Genomic DNA, 15140 nt, shown 5'->3' with positions numbered 1-15140 from the left:
GCGATGTGGCATCAACCGACCTCACGTTTCGCCAGCCGCCCGTCAACGGCGTACCTGTTCTCCTGGTCTTCGGCGAGGACGACAGTGGGCCATCCATCCCGCCGGTCACCCTGCAGGGCACTGGCAAGCTGTCCGGCCTGCGCGGGCGCATGCGAGCCCGGTTGGGCGTGCGGCTGCGGGGCGGAGGTGCCCTGGCAGGCCTGCGCGGTCGCGTGGAAGCCCTCTACGATGTCAACGTGGACCGCTCCACCGTGGGCAGCACCCGTAGCGCCTGGCAGGAAGCCGGCCAGCAGCTGGATGCCACCCGCAGCGGCTGGCAGGACTCGGCCACGCTGCCTGTGGGCAAGCACTCCGGATGGGATGACGCTGCTCTGGGGCACACGGCCGCCCGCACATCCTGGCAGGCCACCCTGCAGCTGCAGCGCGCCGTGGCCACGGCCTACGAGGAGGCCCGCCGCCTGGACGTGCAGCCCGTGCGCAACGGATTTCAATCGGATGTACCCCTGCAGGTGCCGGTGCGCCAGCGGTTCGAGGAAACCGTGCGCATCGTTGCTGGCGTTGGCCAGGGCTTCCAGCGCGCCTTGCTGGAAACAGCGGCGGTGCGTCAGTGCTACCAGCAGGCCGACCGCCTGGGCGTGCCCTGGCTGCATGGCATGGGCATCGCCGTGCCGATCACCAGCGGCCCGCGCAGCCGGTATCAGGATGCGTGGCCACCGCGCCCGGGCCGCAGCGTCATCTGGCCGCCCGAGCCGCCGGACAAGGACCCTTGCTACCTGCCCGAGCTGCCGGTGCGTCTGCTCTTCAAAGTCCCGGCCGCGCGCGGCCTGCCCGCGCGGCTGCTCTTCACTTGTGAACGACATGGCCCCGGCCCTGAGCCGGGCGAGACCATCGTCGTGCCTGTACGGAGGGTCTACATGACCGTCAACAGCCTTACCTTGCTGCGCGTCGATGGCGCTGTGCCGCTGGAGGCCTCGGCCTTCTCTCTGTCCCTGGATGTCGATTCATGGACCTGGTCCTGGTCCGCCTCGATGCCTGCGCACCAGCTGCCCCTGGTGCAGCCTGCAGCCAACGGCGATCCCGTGGACATCCTCGCCACCGTCAACGGCGAGCCTTACCGCTTGGTGGCCGAAGGCTACACACGGGACCGCGCTTTCGCACGCGACGGCATCAGCGTTAAGGGGCGCGGCCGGTCCGCCGTCCTTGATGCGCCGTATGCGCCGGTGCTGAACCATGGCAACGCGAGCCCCCGCACAGCGCAGCAGCTCATGCTCGACACGCTGGCCATCAACGGCGTGCCCATCGGGTGGGGGGTGGATTGGGGGCTCGACGACTGGCTGGTCCCCGGTGGCCTGTGGTCGCACCAGGGCGTGTACATGGACGCGCTGCTCGATATCGCCGAGGCCGGCGGCGCCACCATCCAGCCGCACGACACCGATGCCATCGTGCGCGTGGTGCCTCGCTATCCCGCCGCGCCGTGGGATTGGGGCGACCTCACGCCGGATTTCGAGCTGCCGAGCGCGGTGGTGAGCATCGAGGGCACCGAGTGGGTGCGCAGGCCTGCCTACAACCGGGTCCACGTCAGCGGCGTGGGGGCTGGTGTGCTGGGTGAGGTCACGCGCCTTGGCACTGCGGGCAACGTGGTCGCGCCCATGGTCACGCACCCGCTCATCACGCATGTGGACGCCGCCCGCCAGCGAGGGCGCGCCGAGCTGAGCAACACCGGCGTGCAGGCATTGCTGAGTCTGCGCCTGCCGGTGCTGTCTGAAACGGGGCTCATCAAGCCCGGCGCCCTGGTGCGCTATGTGGACGGCGGCGCCGCGCACCTGGGCCTCGTCCGCAGCACATCCCTGGAGTGGCAGCGGCCCACGCTGCGCCAGGTACTGACCGTCGAGACCCACCCTGCATAGGAGCCCCCGCATGCGCAATCCGTACCGCGTTTTTCAAGAACTGTTTCCCAATGCACCGCTGCAGGTGGGAACCGTGGCCGCTGTCGATGGCGACATGGCCACGGTGATGTTGCCCGGCGGCGGCGTGCTGCAGGGGCGGGGCACCGCCACGGCGGGGCAGCAGGTGTTTATCCGCGATGGCGTGATCGAGGGCGAGGCCCCGGCGCTGGCCATCGTTGCCATTGACGTTTGACAGGGGGGAGGTGGTGAAAATCGAAACCATCGAGGGGCTGGCCACTGCCGGCAACAAGACCACGCTGGCTGGCGCCGCAGTGGGCAGCGTTGGCGCGTTCATGGCGTCCAACTTCGTTGGCATCGCCGGCCTGGTGATCGCATTTGCGGGCTTGCTGGTGAACCTGCACTATCGCCGCAAGGCCAACCAGCGCCATGAACTGGAGCACCAACTGCGTGTCGCACGCCTACGCAAGGGCATGGACACCGGCCTGGGTTAGGGTTTACGGATAAATCTAGAACCTCGGCAGGTCCGGGTGCCTGATCTGCCCTGCGCGCACCAGCATCTTGCCGTACTCCGCGCAGCGGTGCAGCGTGGGGATGACCTTGCCGGGGTTGAGCAGGCCGGCCGGATCGAACGCATGCTTGAGGCCGAACATCTGCGCATTCTCGGCGGCAGAGAACTGCACGCACATGCTGTTGAGTTTTTCCACGCCCACACCGTGCTCGCCGGTCACGGTGCCGCCCATGGCCACGCTGGTCTCCAGGATGTCGGCGCCGAACAGCTCGCAGCGGTGCAACTGGTCCGGGTCGTTGGCGTCGAACAAAATCAGCGGGTGCAGGTTGCCGTCGCCGGCGTGGAATACGTTGGCGCAGCGCAGCTGGTATTTCTTTTCCATCTCGGCAATGGCCAGCAGGATGTCCGCCAGGCGCTTGCGCGGGATGGTGGAGTCCATGCACATGTAGTCGGGGCTGATGCGCCCGCTGGCCGGGAAGGCGTTCTTGCGCCCGCTCCAGAAGCGCAGGCGCTCGGCCTCGTCGCAGCTGACCGAGATGGCCACCGCGCCTGCGGCGCGCAGCACCTCGGTCATGCGTCCGATCTCTTCCTCCACCTCTTCGGGTGTGCCGTCGCTCTCGCACAGCAGGATGGCCTCGGCATTGAGGTCGTAGCCCGCGTGCACGAAGTCTTCCACGGCGGCGGTCATGGGCTTGTCCATCATCTCCAGCCCTGCCGGGATGATGCCGGCGGCGATGACGGCGGCCACCGCGGCGCCCGCCTTGCGCACGTCGTCGAAGCTGGCCATGATGCAGCGCGCCAGTTGCGGCTTGGGGATCAGCCGCACCGTGACCTCGGTGGTCACGGCCAGCATGCCTTCGCTGCCGATCACGGCGGCCAGCAGGTCGTAGCCGGGCGCATCGAGCGCACCGCTGCCGAACTCCACCGACTCGCCCTCGACGGTGAAGCCGCGCACCTTGAGCACGTTGTGCACGGTAAGGCCGTATTTGAGGCAGTGCACGCCCCCGGAGTTCTCGGCCACGTTGCCGCCGATGGTGCAGGCGATCTGGCTGCTCGGGTCGGGCGCGTAGTACAGGCCATAAGGCGCGGCCGCCTCGCTGATGGCCAGGTTGCGCACGCCGCACTGCACCACTGCCGTGCGGCTCACCGGGTCCAGGTCGAGGATGCGGTTGAACTTGGCCAGCGAGAGTGTCACGCCCAGGGCATCGGGCATGGCCCCGCCCGACAGGCCGGTGCCTGCGCCGCGCGCCACCACCGGCACATGCAGCTTGTGGCAGGCCTGCAGCACGGCTTGCACCTGTTCGTAGGTCTCGGGCAGGCAGACCACCAGCGGGCGCTGGCGGTAGGCGGTAAGGCCATCGCATTCGTAGGGCGTGGTGTCTTCGGCATGCCAGAGCAGGGCATGGGCCGGCACGGTGCGGGACAGTGCCTGCACCACCCCGGCCTGGCGCGCTGCGCGCTCGGCGGGCGAGGGCCCGGTGTATGCCTTGGCTGAGAGGGAGGAGAGGGAAGCGGTCTGCATGCCGCCACTGTAGGCGATGGCGGCGCCGGCCGCCGTGAGATTTTTGGAGGGCCGGTGTGAAATCCGGTGCAGGGTGTCAGCCGCCGCGCGCCAGCGGGCAGATCTGGCGGACCTCGTCAATCCGCGCCCCGGCCACGGTGATGGTCCTGTCACTCCCCGGATCGGGAGCGAAATCCAGAGCCTTATAGAAGCGGATAGCCCGCTGGTTGGCGGCCAGCACCCACAGGCTGGCCTCGGTTTTGCCCTGCTCCAGCAGCCGTTCCCGGGCATGCCGCCACAGCGCCTGGCCCGCTCCCTGCGACCAGCAGGTCGGGTCCACGTAGATCGCCCAGATTTCGCCCCGGGTAGCCGGCGCATCCGTGTCGCGGCAGTCGCCGAAGGCGATCCAGCCCGTCACCGCGCCGTCGCCGTCCTGCGCAAGCAGCAGCCCGGGCCGGCCCTGGGCAATGGCCTGGGCCCAATAGGTTTCGCGCTGAGCGGTGGACAGGGCCGCCAGGTAGCCCGCATCGATGATGCCCGCGTAGGCCGCCTGCCAGGCCGCGACGTGGATGCGCGCGATGGCAGCGGCATCTTCCCTTTGCGCTGGGCGTATTTGCACGCTCACACCATGATCTTGCGCAGCCATTCGGCAAAGGCCGCGCATTCCCAGCGGTCCATGGTGCCGGTGCGCCAGCACAGGTAGTGGGCGTGGGGGCTGGTGGTGTCGGTGTCGAACAGGCGCACCAGCGTGCCGTTCTCGAGCCAGGGTGCGCCCAGCTTCAGGCGCACCAGCGCCACGCCCATCCCGGCGGAGGCGGCGTCGCACATCAGGCCGATGTCGTTGAACTGCGAGCCCTCGCTCGGCTCGGCCCAGTCCAGGCCGGTGGCCCCGAACCAGGTGCGCCAGGGCTCCAGTGGACTGCGCAGTAGCGCCACGCCCTCCAGGTCCTCGGGGCGCTCGAAGGGGCCGTGCTCACGCACGAAGGCCGGCGAGGCCAGCGGGGTGACCACGTCGCGCGCCAGCTCCACATGCTCCACGTCGGCATAGTGGCCGGCGCCAAAGCGCACCATCAGGTCGGCGTCTTCGGCCACCACATCCAGCAGCGGGATGGAGACCTGCAGCGCCAAGTCGATCTCGGGGTAGGCCTCGGTGAACTGGCGCAGGCGCGGTATGAGGATGGTGCGCGCAAACGTCGGTGTCACCGCCAGCTTGAGCCGGCGCCGGCCGGGTGCCGCCGCCGCACCCGGAAAGCGCTGCAGCGCCCCCAGCCCCTCGCGCACATGCGCCAGGTAGGCGCTGCCCTCGGTGGTCAGCGAAAAGTCGGCCCGGCCGAACAGCCGCACGCCCAGGATCTGCTCGAGCTGCTTGACGCGGTGGCTCACCGCGCTGGGCGTCACGCACAGCTCGTCGGCCGATTGCGTCACGCTGCGCAGGCGCGCCAGCGCCTCGAAGGTCAGCAGGCACTGGATGGGCGGGATGCGCCGCGCCGCGCTGCTGAGGAACGAAGAGGGAGCGGCCATGGAAGCGGCGGCGCCAGGGATCAGCGGAAGACGACCGTCTTGTGCCCGTTGAGCAGCACGCGGTGCTCGCTGTGCCACTTTACGGCGCGGGCCAGCACCTGGCTTTCGGTGTCGCGGCCGCGGGCGGTGAGGTCTTCCACCGTGTCGGTGTGGTCGGCGCGGGCCACGTCCTGCTCGATAATCGGGCCTTCGTCGAGGTCGGCGGTGACGTAGTGGGCGGTGGCGCCGATGAGCTTCACACCCCGGTCATGGGCCTGGTAGTAAGGCTTGGCGCCCTTGAAGCTGGGCAGGAAGCTGTGGTGGATGTTGATCGCGCGGCCCGAAAGCTTTTTGCACAGGTCGTCCGACAGCACCTGCATGTAGCGCGCCAGCACTACCAGCTCGGCCCCTTCGGCCTCGATGATCTCGAACTGCCTGGCCTCGGCCTGCGCCTTGGTGGCGGCTGTGACCGGGATATGGTGGAACGGCACGTTGTAGCTGGCGGCCAGCTGGTAGAAGTCGCGGTGGTTGCTGATGATGGCGCGGATGTCCACGGGCAGCAGGCCGGATTTCCAGCGGAACAGCAGGTCGTTGAGGCAGTGGCCTTCGCGGCTGACCATGAGCACGGTCTTGACGGGCTGGGCCGTGGCGTGCAGGCTCCAGCGCATCTGGTTCGGCTCGGCGAAGGCCGTCAGGCGCTCCTTGAGCGTGGCATGGTCGTGCTGGCTGCAGGCGAACTGCACACGCATGAAGAACAGGCCGGTGGCGTGGTCGTTGTACTGCGCGGCTTCTTCGATGTTGCCGCCGTGCTCCAGCAGGAAGCCGGAGACAGCATGCACCAGCCCCAGGCGGTCGGGGCAGGACAGGGTAAGGATATAGGCTTGGGTCGTCATAGCTGCGCCATTGTCGCAGCAAGGCCCGGACGGGTTTGGAAGAGGGATTTCATGCAAGAGTCTGGTGGTCCGAGGCAACTGGTTCCGTGGCGCGTGGCGGCGCTGTATCTGGTGCTGGGCGTGGTGTGGGTGTTGGTCGGCGATCTGCTGCTGGTCCACTGGGTTGCGGACCCGCAGGACCTGACCCGCTACCAGACCTGGAAGGGCTGGCTCTACGTGCTGCTCACCGGGATGCTGGCCGGCTGGCTGGCGCACCGCGCACGCGAGGCCGAGCAGGCCCGGGCGCGCGTGCTCAAAGACCGTGTCGACATCGCGGCCGTGCGTGCGGCCCTGGCCACCAGCGAGGAGCGCCAGCGCCTGGCCAGCACGGTGGTGGACAACACCATCGAGGGCGTGGTGGTGACCGATGCGCAGGGCCGCATCCTGTCGGTCAATGCGGCGTTTACCCGGCTGCTGGGCTATACCGAGACGGAACTGCTGGGCCAGAACCCGCGCGTGTTCAAGTCGGGTCGCCATGACAAGGCCTTCTACGATGCCATGTGGGCGTCCATCCACGGCACTGGCCACTGGCAGGGCGAGATCTGGAACCGGCGCAAGAACGGCGAGGTCTTCCCCGAGCACATGTCGCTGAGCACGGTGCGCGACCCCGGGGGCGCCGTGACGCACTACGTGTGTATGTTCTCCGACATCTCCGAGGAAAAGGCGCAGCAGCAGCGCCTGGAGTTCCTGGCGCACAACGATGCGCTCACCGGCCTGTCCAACCGCACGCGCTTTGGCGCCGAGTTGGCCGAGGCGGTGGGCGAGGCGCGCCTGAGCGGCGAGCACCTGGCGGTGCTGCTGATCAACCTGGACCGCTTCAAGGACGTGAACGACAGCTACGGCCACGCCACAGGCGACCAGGTGCTGCAGCACATTGCGCGCAAGGTGCAGTCGGCCCTGCGCCCGGGCGATCTGCTGGGGCGCATGGCAGGGGACGAACTGGCCGTGGTGGCACGCCACATGCGCAATTCAGAGGGCGCGGCGGCCGTGGCGCGCCAGCTGATTGCGGCCGTTGCCGAGCCCTGGCGTTCGCCCGATGGCCTGGAGGTGGTGGCCGGGGCCAGCGTGGGCATCTGCATGTACCCGACCCATGCCGATACTGTGGAGGGCCTGCAGCAGGGCGCGCATGCCGCTGTCTATGGCGCCAAGGCGCGCGGGCGCGGTGCCTGGTGCTTCTTCCATGAGACCATGACCCAGGCCGCGCGCGAGCGCCTGGCGCTGGAGTCGCGCCTGCGGCTGGCGCTGGCGCAGGGGCACATGGAGGTGTACTACCAGCCGCAGGTTGACATCGCCAGCGGCCGCATCGTCGGGGCCGAGGCCCTGGTGCGCTGGAACGACCCCGACGAAGGCCTCATCTCGCCCGCGCGCTTCATCCCCGTGGCCGAGACCTCGGGCGTCATCGGCCCGCTCGGCGAATGGGTGTTGCGCGAGGTCTGCCGCCAGGGCCGGCAGTGGCGCGATGAGGGGCTGCCGGACCTGACGCTGGCCGTCAACGTCTCGCCGCGCCAGTTCCACCTGACCGACGTGGCCGGCTGCACGGCCGCAGCGCTGGCCGATTCGGGCTTTCCGGCGGCGCTGCTGGAGCTGGAAATCACCGAAACCGCGCTGGCCGAACGCGCCGAAGAGGCGCTGCAGGTGCTGCTGGGCCTGCGCGGACTGGGCGTGCGGATCGCGGTGGACGACTTTGGCACGGGCTATTCGTCGCTTGCACAGCTCAAGCGCTTTCCCATCGACGTGCTCAAGATCGACCAGGGCTTCACCCGCGACATCCCGCAGAGCGCCGACGACATGGCCATCAGCGCAGCCATCATCGCCATGGGGCACAGCATGGGCCTGTCGGTCCTGGCCGAGGGGGTGGAGACCCCCGCGCAGCTGGAGTTTCTGCAGGAGCGAGGCTGCGACACCTACCAGGGCTACCTGTGCAGCCGGCCGCTGCGCGCGCAGGCGTTTGCTGCGCTGCTCAAGTCCCAGCCCGCGCCCGATCAGCGCGGCGCATAAGACGTTCCTGCGGCCCGCCTGGGCTCAGGGCTTTTGCAGTGCCTTGCCCCACTTCTCGCGCAGATCGGCACAGACATCGCGCGGGGGCAGCGCCAGCGTGGGTGCCACCAGGTCGGCGTCGGAGTGCGCGGCCGCCGGTTCGCCGCCGGCCCGGGCGACCACCACCTTGGCCGCCACGTGGGGCACCAGGTGCGTGGGCACCCCCAGGCTGCGCCAGACATGGCCGCTGCCAGCCACCAGCAGCACGGTCTTGCCGGGCTGCAGGGCCGAGGTGGCGGTCTGCGCCATGCTCGCGTCGCGCGCGATCTGGATGCGCGCCATGGGCGCGATCTGCGACTCGGGCAGCAGGCCGCAGTGGCCGTCGCGGATCTCGGTGTACTGGCGCTGCAGCGCGGGCGCGGGCAGGTGCGCGTCCCACTGCGCCTGGCCCATGGCAGCGCGCATCTGGCTGCGCGGCAGATTGCCGCCCAGCACCGGCACGCCTGCGCCTACGGCAGCCATCACTACCGGGCCGTATTGGGCCCAGGGCCAGGCCTTGTCCTGCCATTGCAGGGCGGCCTGCGCCTGGGCCTCGGTGGCGTTCGCCGGCAGGCCGGCGGTGCTGTTGCCCTGCTCGGCCATTTCCATCACCACGGCCGCCAGTGTGCTGCGCGCGGCCAGCCATTGCACGGCTTCGCGCTGCAGGCGCTGGTGCTCGGTGGCATCGTGCTGCTCGCCCAGCAGCAGTACGTCGGTGGGCAGTACCTGCTGCAGGCGGGCAGGCCAGGAAGGAGGCTCCTTTGGCGGCAGGCCCGCACAGCCAGCGAGTGCAAGGGCTGCCAGCAGCAAGGGCCCCAGTCGGGCCTGGGAGGTGGTAGACAAGGGGGGTGTAGGCATGCCGTAATGTTAGTGTCCCGTCCCGCAAATAAATGCCAGTAAAGCCGCGTCTTTCACACCAGGGCCGCGTTGCAAATCCTCGCGATAGCTACGGCTATCGCTGCGGTTTGCGCCTTGCCCTGGCGCGAAATCCATCGGCTTTATTTTTGGCATCTATTTACGGGACGGAACACTGACGGGCGGCCATTTCCCAGCCGCCGTGCGGCGCGACCCGCAGGGCTGAGGCCACGGTGGCAGTGTGGCTATCCCGGCGATGTATGGTGCTGCCTTCGCCCCCGCATGACCGGGTTGCAGCGTGTGGGTAACCCCGTTTGTTTGATGGAGCGCAAGGACCTTCAGCCATGAAACGCGAAACATCCAGTGCTTTGACCGGCGCTACCTCCATGCAACCCATCAGCCTCGACGTCCTGCGCGAGAAATACCTCAAGAATGGCGAAACCAGCGCCGACGACTTGTACCGGCGCGTGGCGCGCGCCCTTGCCTCCGTGGAGGCACCCGCCCTGCGCGACAAGTACGAAGCCCTGTTCCTCGGTAACCTGCAGACCGGCGCCATCGGTGCCGGGCGCATCATGAGCGCGGCGGGAACCGACATCCAGGCCACGCTGATCAACTGCTTCGTGCAGCCCGTGGGCGACTGCATCCAGGGCATGGACGACGGCGGCTACCCCGGCATCTACGAAGCCCTGCGCGAGGCGGCCGAAACCATGCGCCGTGGCGGCGGCGTGGGCTACGACTTCTCGCGCATCCGCCCCAAGGGCGCGCGGGTGATGGGCACCGCTTCCACGGCCTCGGGGCCGTGCAGCTACATGAACGTGTTTGACCAGTCCTGCTCCACGGTGGAGAGCGCGGGCGCGCGGCGCGGCGCGCAGATGGGCGTGCTGCGCATCGACCACCCCGACGTGCAGGAATTCATCACCGCCAAGCGTACGCCTGGGCGCTGGAACAACTTCAACGTCTCGGTCGGCGTGCCCGATGCCTTCATCAAGGCCGTGCACAGCGATGCTCCGTGGGAGCTGGTGCACCAGGCCCGTCCCATCGAGTCGCTGATCGGCCAGGGTGCACACCAGCGCGCCGATGGCCAATGGGTTTACGCCACGGTGCCGGCGCGCACGCTGTGGGACAGCATCATGCAGTCGGCCTACGACTTCGCCGAGCCCGGCATCCTGTTCCTCGACCACATCAACGAGGACAACAACCTGCACTACTGCGAGGACATCGCCGCCACCAATCCCTGCGTGACGGCCGATACCTGGGTGCTCACCACCGAAGGGCCGCGCCAGGTGGCCGATCTGGTGGGCCAGCCCTTCAGTGCCGTGGTGGACGGGCGCGCCTACCGCGTGGAAAGCCAGGGCTTCTTCCAGACCGGCACGCGGCCCGTGCTGCGCCTGCAGACTCGCGAGGGGCATGCGTTGCGCCTCACCGCCGACCACCGGGTGCGCCGCGTGGCGCGCAAGACGCGCTACTGCCTCGAAGTGGAATGGACCGAGGCGGCGCAGCTGTCGCCCGGCGACGAGATCGTGCTGCACGACCACCGCGCGCTGCAGGGCTGGGCCGGGGCGGGCACCGAGGCCGAGGGCTACCTCATGGGCCTGCTCGTCGGCGACGGCACGCTCAAGGCCGACAAGGCCGTCATTTCCGTCTGGGCACCCGAGCTCAAGGCGGTGGGGCAGGGGGCGGTGGCCTACGCCGCCACCGGGGCTGCCGGCATCGTTCAGGCCGCCCAGGCGGCGGCTGCCACGCTGTCGCACCGCGCGGATTTCGGCGGCTTCCAGCGGCCCTTGGCGGGGCGCGGCGAAGCGCGCATGGCCAGTGCGGCACTGCGCGACCTGGCCTTCGGCCTGGGCATGGCACCGGGCGCCAAGGCCATTACCCCCGCCATGGAGCGGCAATCGTCGGACTTCGCGCGCGGCCTGCTGCGCGGCCTGTTCGATGCCGATGGCTCGGTGCAGGGCACGCAGGACAAGGGCATCAGCGTGCGCCTCGCGCAAAGCGATGAAGCACTGCTGCAGGCCGTGCAGCGCATGCTGCTGCGCCTGGGCATTGCGTCTACCCTTTACCGCGAGCGCCGGCCCGCCGCTGTGCGCCCCTTGCCCGATGGCAAGGGCGGCCAGCGCCTGTACGACACGCGGGCCCAGCACGAGCTGGTGGTCATCGGCGACAACATCGCGGTGTTTGCCGAGGGCATCGGCTTTGCGGACACGGACAAGGCCGAACGCCTTGCCAGCGCGCTGGCGGGCTACCGACGGGCACTGCACCGCGAGCGCTTCACGGCGACGGTGCAGGCGCTGGTGGAAGACGGCGTGGAGGATGTCTACGATGTGACGGTGGCCGATGTGCACGCCTTCGACGCCAACGGCATCGTGGCGCACAACTGCGGCGAGCAGCCCCTGCCATCGTACGGCTGCTGCGACCTGGGGCCCATCATCCTCACGCGCTTCGTGCGCCATCCATTCGGTTTTGGCGGGGTTGCGCAGTTCGACTTCGAGGCCTTCTCAGCCTCGGTGGCGCTGCAGGTGCGGGCGCTCGACAACGTGCTCGACGTGACCTTCTGGCCCCTGCCGCAGCAGCGCGACGAGGCCATGGCCAAGCGGCGCATCGGCGTGGGCTTCACGGGCATGGGCAATACGCTGGCCATGCTGTGCCTGCGCTACGACCTGCCCGAAGGGCGCGACATGGCGGTGCGCATCGCGCAGGCCATGCGCGATGCGGCCTACCTGGCCTCGGTGGACCTGGCGCGCGAGAAAGGCGCCTTCCCTAAGTTCGAGGCCGGGCCCTACCTGTCGGATGGCACCTTCGCCAGCCGCCTGCCCGACCCGATCAAGGAAGCCATCCGCACGCATGGCATCCGCAACAGCCACCTGCTGTCCATCGCGCCCACGGGCACGGTGAGCCTGGCCTTTGCCGACAACGCCTCCAACGGTATCGAGCCCCCGTTCTCCTGGACCTACAAGCGCAAGAAGCGCGAGGCCGATGGCAGCACCAGCGAGTACGCAGTGGAAGACCATGCCTGGCGCCTGTACCGCGAACTCGGCGGCAACGTGCACCAGTTGCCCGAGTATTTCGTCTCGGCGCTGGCCATGCCGGCCGAAGGCCACATCGCGATGATGGAGGCGGTGCAGCCGTTTGTGGACACGGCGATCTCCAAGACGGTGAACATCCCGGCCGACTACCCTTACGAGGGCTTCAAGGATCTGTACCTGCACGCCTGGCGCGCCCGCCTCAAGGGCCTGGCGACCTACCGGCCCAACGCCATCCTGGGCTCGGTGCTCGAAACCCACAGCGCCCCAGCGACGCTGGCCCCGGCACCCGCCTCGCCGCCGGTGGACCCCATGCGCACCGTGATCGAGAGCCGGCCCAAGGGCGGCCTGTCGGCCGTGGCCGAGAAGGTCGAATACTGGACGCAGGAGGGCCGCAAGACCCTGTACCTGCTGGTCTCCTTCCTGCCTGTGCCCACGGGCGTGGGCCATACCACGGTGGACCGGGCCATCGAGTTCTTCATGCCCGTGGGGCAGAGCGGCGAGTCGCAGCAGTGGATCACCTCCAGCATGCGCATGCTCTCGCTGGCAGCGCGCGGCGGCTTCCTGGAGCGTGCGCTCAGCGACATGCGCAAGGTGGCCTGGGACCGGGGCCCCGTGCGCCTGGGCACGCACCGCAAGGAAGACGGCACGCAGGTGCCCATGTGGCATGACTCCGAAGTGGCGGCCATGGCCTATGCCATCCAGAACATCCTGGCGCGCCGAGTGGCCGACCCGGTGCAGCAGCAGTTGCCGCTGGACGAACCGGCAGCGCCCCCCGTGGCCGTGCCCCAGGCCATGGCCGGCAAGAAGTGCGTGGAATGCGGTGCGCATGCCGTGATCCGCAAGGATGGCTGCGACTACTGCACGCAGTGCGGTCACACGGGGGCCTGCGGCTGATGCGCAGCCCTTGCCTGCCCACTGCGGGCCCGCAAAGCGATCCATGGCAGTGATCCCCTGGCCGCTGCGGCCCGTGCCCCATGGCGTACCGCCTGCGGTGAAGGCCACGGCAGCCAGTGCCTGGGCGCTCATGCGCACCCGCCGCACCGTGCTGCCCAAGCGGCTGGTGGCGCCTGGCCCCAGCGCTGCCGAGCTCTCGGCGATTCTCGACTCGGCGGCCCACGCGCCTGACCACGGGCAGTTGCTGCCCTGGCGCTTCGTGCTGGTGCCCGAGGCTGCGCGCGCGGCCCTGGCGGAGGTGTTTGCCCAGGCGCTGGCCGAGCGCGACGAGGCCGCCACGCCGGACCAACTGGCGCTGGCGCGCGAGAAGGCCTACCGCGCGCCGGTGCTGCTGCTGGCGGTGGTGGATGCCGGCCGGGGCGACCCGCGCATCGACCTGGCCGAGCGCCTGGTGTCCACCGGCTGTGCGCTGCAGAACATGCTGCTCATGGCCACGGCGCAGGGCTACGGCTCGGCGCTGACCAGTGGCCGGGCCCTCAAGGCGGCGGGCTTGCGTGCCCTCTTCAGGCTGGGCGCGCAAGAGCAGGCCCTGTGCTTCCTGAGCATCGGTACGGTGCAGGCGCGCAAGGCGGCTGCCCGCGCACGGCCGGTGACCGCCAGCTATGTGAGCACCTTGGGAGCCGATGGGGTGGTGCTGCCTTTCGAATCGGCAGAGAAGCGGGTCTGACGGTGCCGCTTCCTGGTTTCAACACCCCGGCCGTGGGCTTCGAGGAGCCCTTTGCCATGCTCGAGGCCTGCCACGAGCGGGTGCAGCGCACGCTGGCACTGCTGGGCCGGTTGCGCGCGCATGTGGCGCTGCAGGGCAGCGACGAATCCGCCCGGCAGGCGGCGCGCGACGTGCTGCGCTACTTCGACATCGCGGCGCCCCTGCACCACCAGGACGAGGAACTGCATGTGTTCCCGCCGCTGCTGGCCCAGGGGTCGCCCGCAGTGGTGGCCTTGGTGCAGCGCCTGCTGCAGGACCACCAGGACATGGTGGCCGAGTGGGCGGCGGCGCGGCAGCCCCTGCAGGCCCTGGCGGACGGCCAGGCCAGCGCCTTCAGCGCGGAGGACGAGGCCGCAATGGAGCGCTTTGCCCTGCGCTATGCGCGCCACATCGAAGACGAAGAAGGCGCGGCCTACCCGGCCGTGCAGCAGTTGCTGCCGCCCGAAGCCCTGGCCCCCATGGGGCGCGAGATGGCATCCAGGCGCCAGGTCATGCCGTCGCGGCCACCGGGCCGGCCGCGCGCAATTGCGTGAGCGATGCGCGCTGCACGCCCTGTGCATCGAAATTGGCGGCTGCCAACCAGCGCTCGAAGCCGGCTTTGATCACAGGCCATTCGTTGTCGACGATTGAGAACCAGGCCGTGTCGCGGTTGCGGCCCTTGTAGACGATGGCCTGACGGAAGACGCCCTCGAACGTGAAGCCCAGGCGCGCAGCCGCCTGGCGCGAGGGGCCGTTCAGGCTGTCGCACTTCCATTCATAGCGCCGGTAGCCCAGGTCGGCGAACACGTATTTCATCAGCAGGTACTGCGCCTCGGTGGAGATCGGTGTGCGCTGGAGCAACGGCGAGAACATCACATGCCCGACCTCGACCACTCCGTTGGCCGGGTCGATGCGCATCAGCGCCAACGTGCCCACGGCCTTGTCGGTGCGCTGGTCGATCACGGCGTAGTGCAGCGGGTCGGTGCTGGCCGCCGCCTGCGCGCAGTGGGTGTGGTAGCTCGCCTCGTCGGCGAACGGGCCCACGGCCATGTAGGTCCAGTCCCGGCCATCCGAGGCCTTCACGTAGGCAGCATGCAACTGGGCGGCGTGGCGCGCCGCGTCCAGGGGTTCCAGGCGGCAGTGCCGGCCTTCGATCACGTCGCGTGCGGGGCGCGGGCGTGCGCTCCATCCGGGCAGGGCGGAACCGACGGGTTGCTGGTGGGCGTTCAGGGTGGAAGCCATGCGGGAGGTGTCCTTTG

Annotated in this window: 12 protein-coding genes and 1 pseudogene; 7 read left to right on the top strand and 6 right to left on the bottom strand. The window is 69.3% G+C overall.

The annotated features are described in order from the left end of the window. Positions 1–5: 5 nt before the first annotated feature. From QYL93_RS10955 to QYL93_RS10945, 3 genes are read left to right on the top strand one after another with little or no spacing between them, the layout of a single operon-like run. On the top strand, positions 6–1907 hold the full coding sequence (locus QYL93_RS10955) for a hypothetical protein (protein WP_305743686.1): 1902 nt from the start codon (positions 6–8) through the stop codon (positions 1905–1907). 10 nt (positions 1908–1917) lie between these two features. Then, positions 1918–2139, top strand: coding sequence for a hypothetical protein (locus tag QYL93_RS10950; RefSeq protein ID WP_305743685.1), 222 nt, complete (start codon positions 1918–1920; stop codon positions 2137–2139). A 13-nt stretch (positions 2140–2152) separates the two neighbouring features. Then, positions 2153–2398: a holin gene (locus QYL93_RS10945; RefSeq protein ID WP_305743684.1), complete on the top strand. Its 246-nt coding sequence runs from the start codon at positions 2153–2155 to the stop codon at positions 2396–2398. A 15-nt stretch (positions 2399–2413) separates the two neighbouring features. Here the strand turns inward: QYL93_RS10945 and QYL93_RS10940 are convergent, their stop codons facing one another. From QYL93_RS10940 to purU, 4 genes are all read right to left on the bottom strand, one after another. Continuing rightward, positions 2414–3937, bottom strand: coding sequence for an FAD-linked oxidase C-terminal domain-containing protein (locus tag QYL93_RS10940; protein ID WP_305743683.1), 1524 nt, complete (start codon positions 3935–3937; stop codon positions 2414–2416). Between the two features lie 76 nt (positions 3938–4013). Beyond that, on the bottom strand, positions 4014–4535 hold the full coding sequence (locus QYL93_RS10935; RefSeq protein ID WP_305743682.1) for a GNAT family N-acetyltransferase: 522 nt from the start codon (positions 4533–4535) through the stop codon (positions 4014–4016). 2 nt (positions 4536–4537) lie between these two features. Then, on the bottom strand, positions 4538–5437 hold the full coding sequence (locus QYL93_RS10930) for a LysR substrate-binding domain-containing protein (protein WP_305743681.1): 900 nt from the start codon (positions 5435–5437) through the stop codon (positions 4538–4540). A gap of 20 nt (positions 5438–5457) precedes the next feature. Beyond that, positions 5458–6309, bottom strand: coding sequence for a formyltetrahydrofolate deformylase (gene purU, locus QYL93_RS10925; RefSeq protein ID WP_305743680.1), 852 nt, complete (start codon positions 6307–6309; stop codon positions 5458–5460). A gap of 51 nt (positions 6310–6360) precedes the next feature. On the opposite strand from purU, the gene QYL93_RS10920 reads away from it, so the two are divergent. Beyond that, positions 6361–8346 carry a bifunctional diguanylate cyclase/phosphodiesterase gene (locus tag QYL93_RS10920; RefSeq protein ID WP_305743679.1) on the top strand — a complete coding sequence of 662 codons (1986 nt, stop codon included), beginning with the start codon at positions 6361–6363 and terminating at the stop codon, positions 8344–8346. Positions 8347–8370: 24 nt separating this feature from the next. Here the strand turns inward: QYL93_RS10920 and QYL93_RS10915 are convergent, their stop codons facing one another. Then, positions 8371–9222, bottom strand: coding sequence for a ChaN family lipoprotein (locus tag QYL93_RS10915; protein WP_370876963.1), 852 nt, complete (start codon positions 9220–9222; stop codon positions 8371–8373). Positions 9223–9563: 341 nt separating this feature from the next. Here QYL93_RS10915 and QYL93_RS10910 point away from each other — a divergent pair, with 341 nt between their 5' ends. Genes QYL93_RS10910 through QYL93_RS10900 form a run of 3 tightly spaced genes read left to right on the top strand, consistent with a single transcriptional unit; the run spans position 9564 to position 14435 of the window. Beyond that, positions 9564–13136: an LAGLIDADG family homing endonuclease gene (locus QYL93_RS10910; RefSeq protein ID WP_305743677.1), complete on the top strand. Its 3573-nt coding sequence runs from the start codon at positions 9564–9566 to the stop codon at positions 13134–13136. Between the two features lie 43 nt (positions 13137–13179). After that, entirely contained in the window at positions 13180–13863 is a 684-nt protein-coding gene (locus QYL93_RS10905; protein WP_305743676.1) for a nitroreductase, read from the top strand. A 56-nt stretch (positions 13864–13919) separates the two neighbouring features. Next, positions 13920–14435 (top strand): hemerythrin domain-containing protein, encoded by a 516-nt coding sequence (locus QYL93_RS10900; protein WP_305743808.1) that lies wholly within the window; start codon positions 13920–13922, stop codon positions 14433–14435. Here the strand turns inward: QYL93_RS10900 and QYL93_RS10895 are convergent. Next, positions 14416–15123 (bottom strand): annotated as a pseudogene (locus QYL93_RS10895) (GNAT family N-acetyltransferase); the annotation flags it as partial. The gene QYL93_RS10900 and the pseudogene QYL93_RS10895 sit on opposite strands and share 20 nt — an antisense overlap. Between the last annotated feature and the right edge of the window lie 17 nt (positions 15124–15140).

Origin of the sequence: Acidovorax sp. A1169 (genome assembly GCF_030704685.1) — a bacterium.
Classification (GTDB): domain Bacteria; phylum Pseudomonadota; class Gammaproteobacteria; order Burkholderiales; family Burkholderiaceae_C; genus Acidovorax.
This window is presented reverse-complemented; position numbering and strand designations above follow the sequence as displayed.

Excerpts from the sequence above, each read along its gene's own strand:
- QYL93_RS10950 (WP_305743685.1), top strand. The coding sequence starts at position 1,918 with ATGCGCAATCCGTACCGCGTTTTTCAAGAACTGTTTCCCAATGCACCG.
- QYL93_RS10940 (WP_305743683.1), bottom strand. The coding sequence starts at position 3,937 with ATGCAGACCGCTTCCCTCTCCTCCCTCTCAGCCAAGGCATACACCGGG.
- QYL93_RS10930 (WP_305743681.1), bottom strand. The coding sequence starts at position 5,437 with ATGGCCGCTCCCTCTTCGTTCCTCAGCAGCGCGGCGCGGCGCATCCCG.
- purU (WP_305743680.1), bottom strand. The coding sequence starts at position 6,309 with ATGACGACCCAAGCCTATATCCTTACCCTGTCCTGCCCCGACCGCCTG.
- QYL93_RS10920 (WP_305743679.1), top strand. The coding sequence starts at position 6,361 with ATGCAAGAGTCTGGTGGTCCGAGGCAACTGGTTCCGTGGCGCGTGGCG.
- QYL93_RS10915 (WP_370876963.1), bottom strand. The coding sequence starts at position 9,222 with ATGCCTACACCCCCCTTGTCTACCACCTCCCAGGCCCGACTGGGGCCC.
- QYL93_RS10910 (WP_305743677.1), top strand. The coding sequence starts at position 9,564 with ATGAAACGCGAAACATCCAGTGCTTTGACCGGCGCTACCTCCATGCAA.
- QYL93_RS10905 (WP_305743676.1), top strand. The coding sequence starts at position 13,180 with ATGGCAGTGATCCCCTGGCCGCTGCGGCCCGTGCCCCATGGCGTACCG.
- QYL93_RS10900 (WP_305743808.1), top strand. The coding sequence starts at position 13,920 with ATGCTCGAGGCCTGCCACGAGCGGGTGCAGCGCACGCTGGCACTGCTG.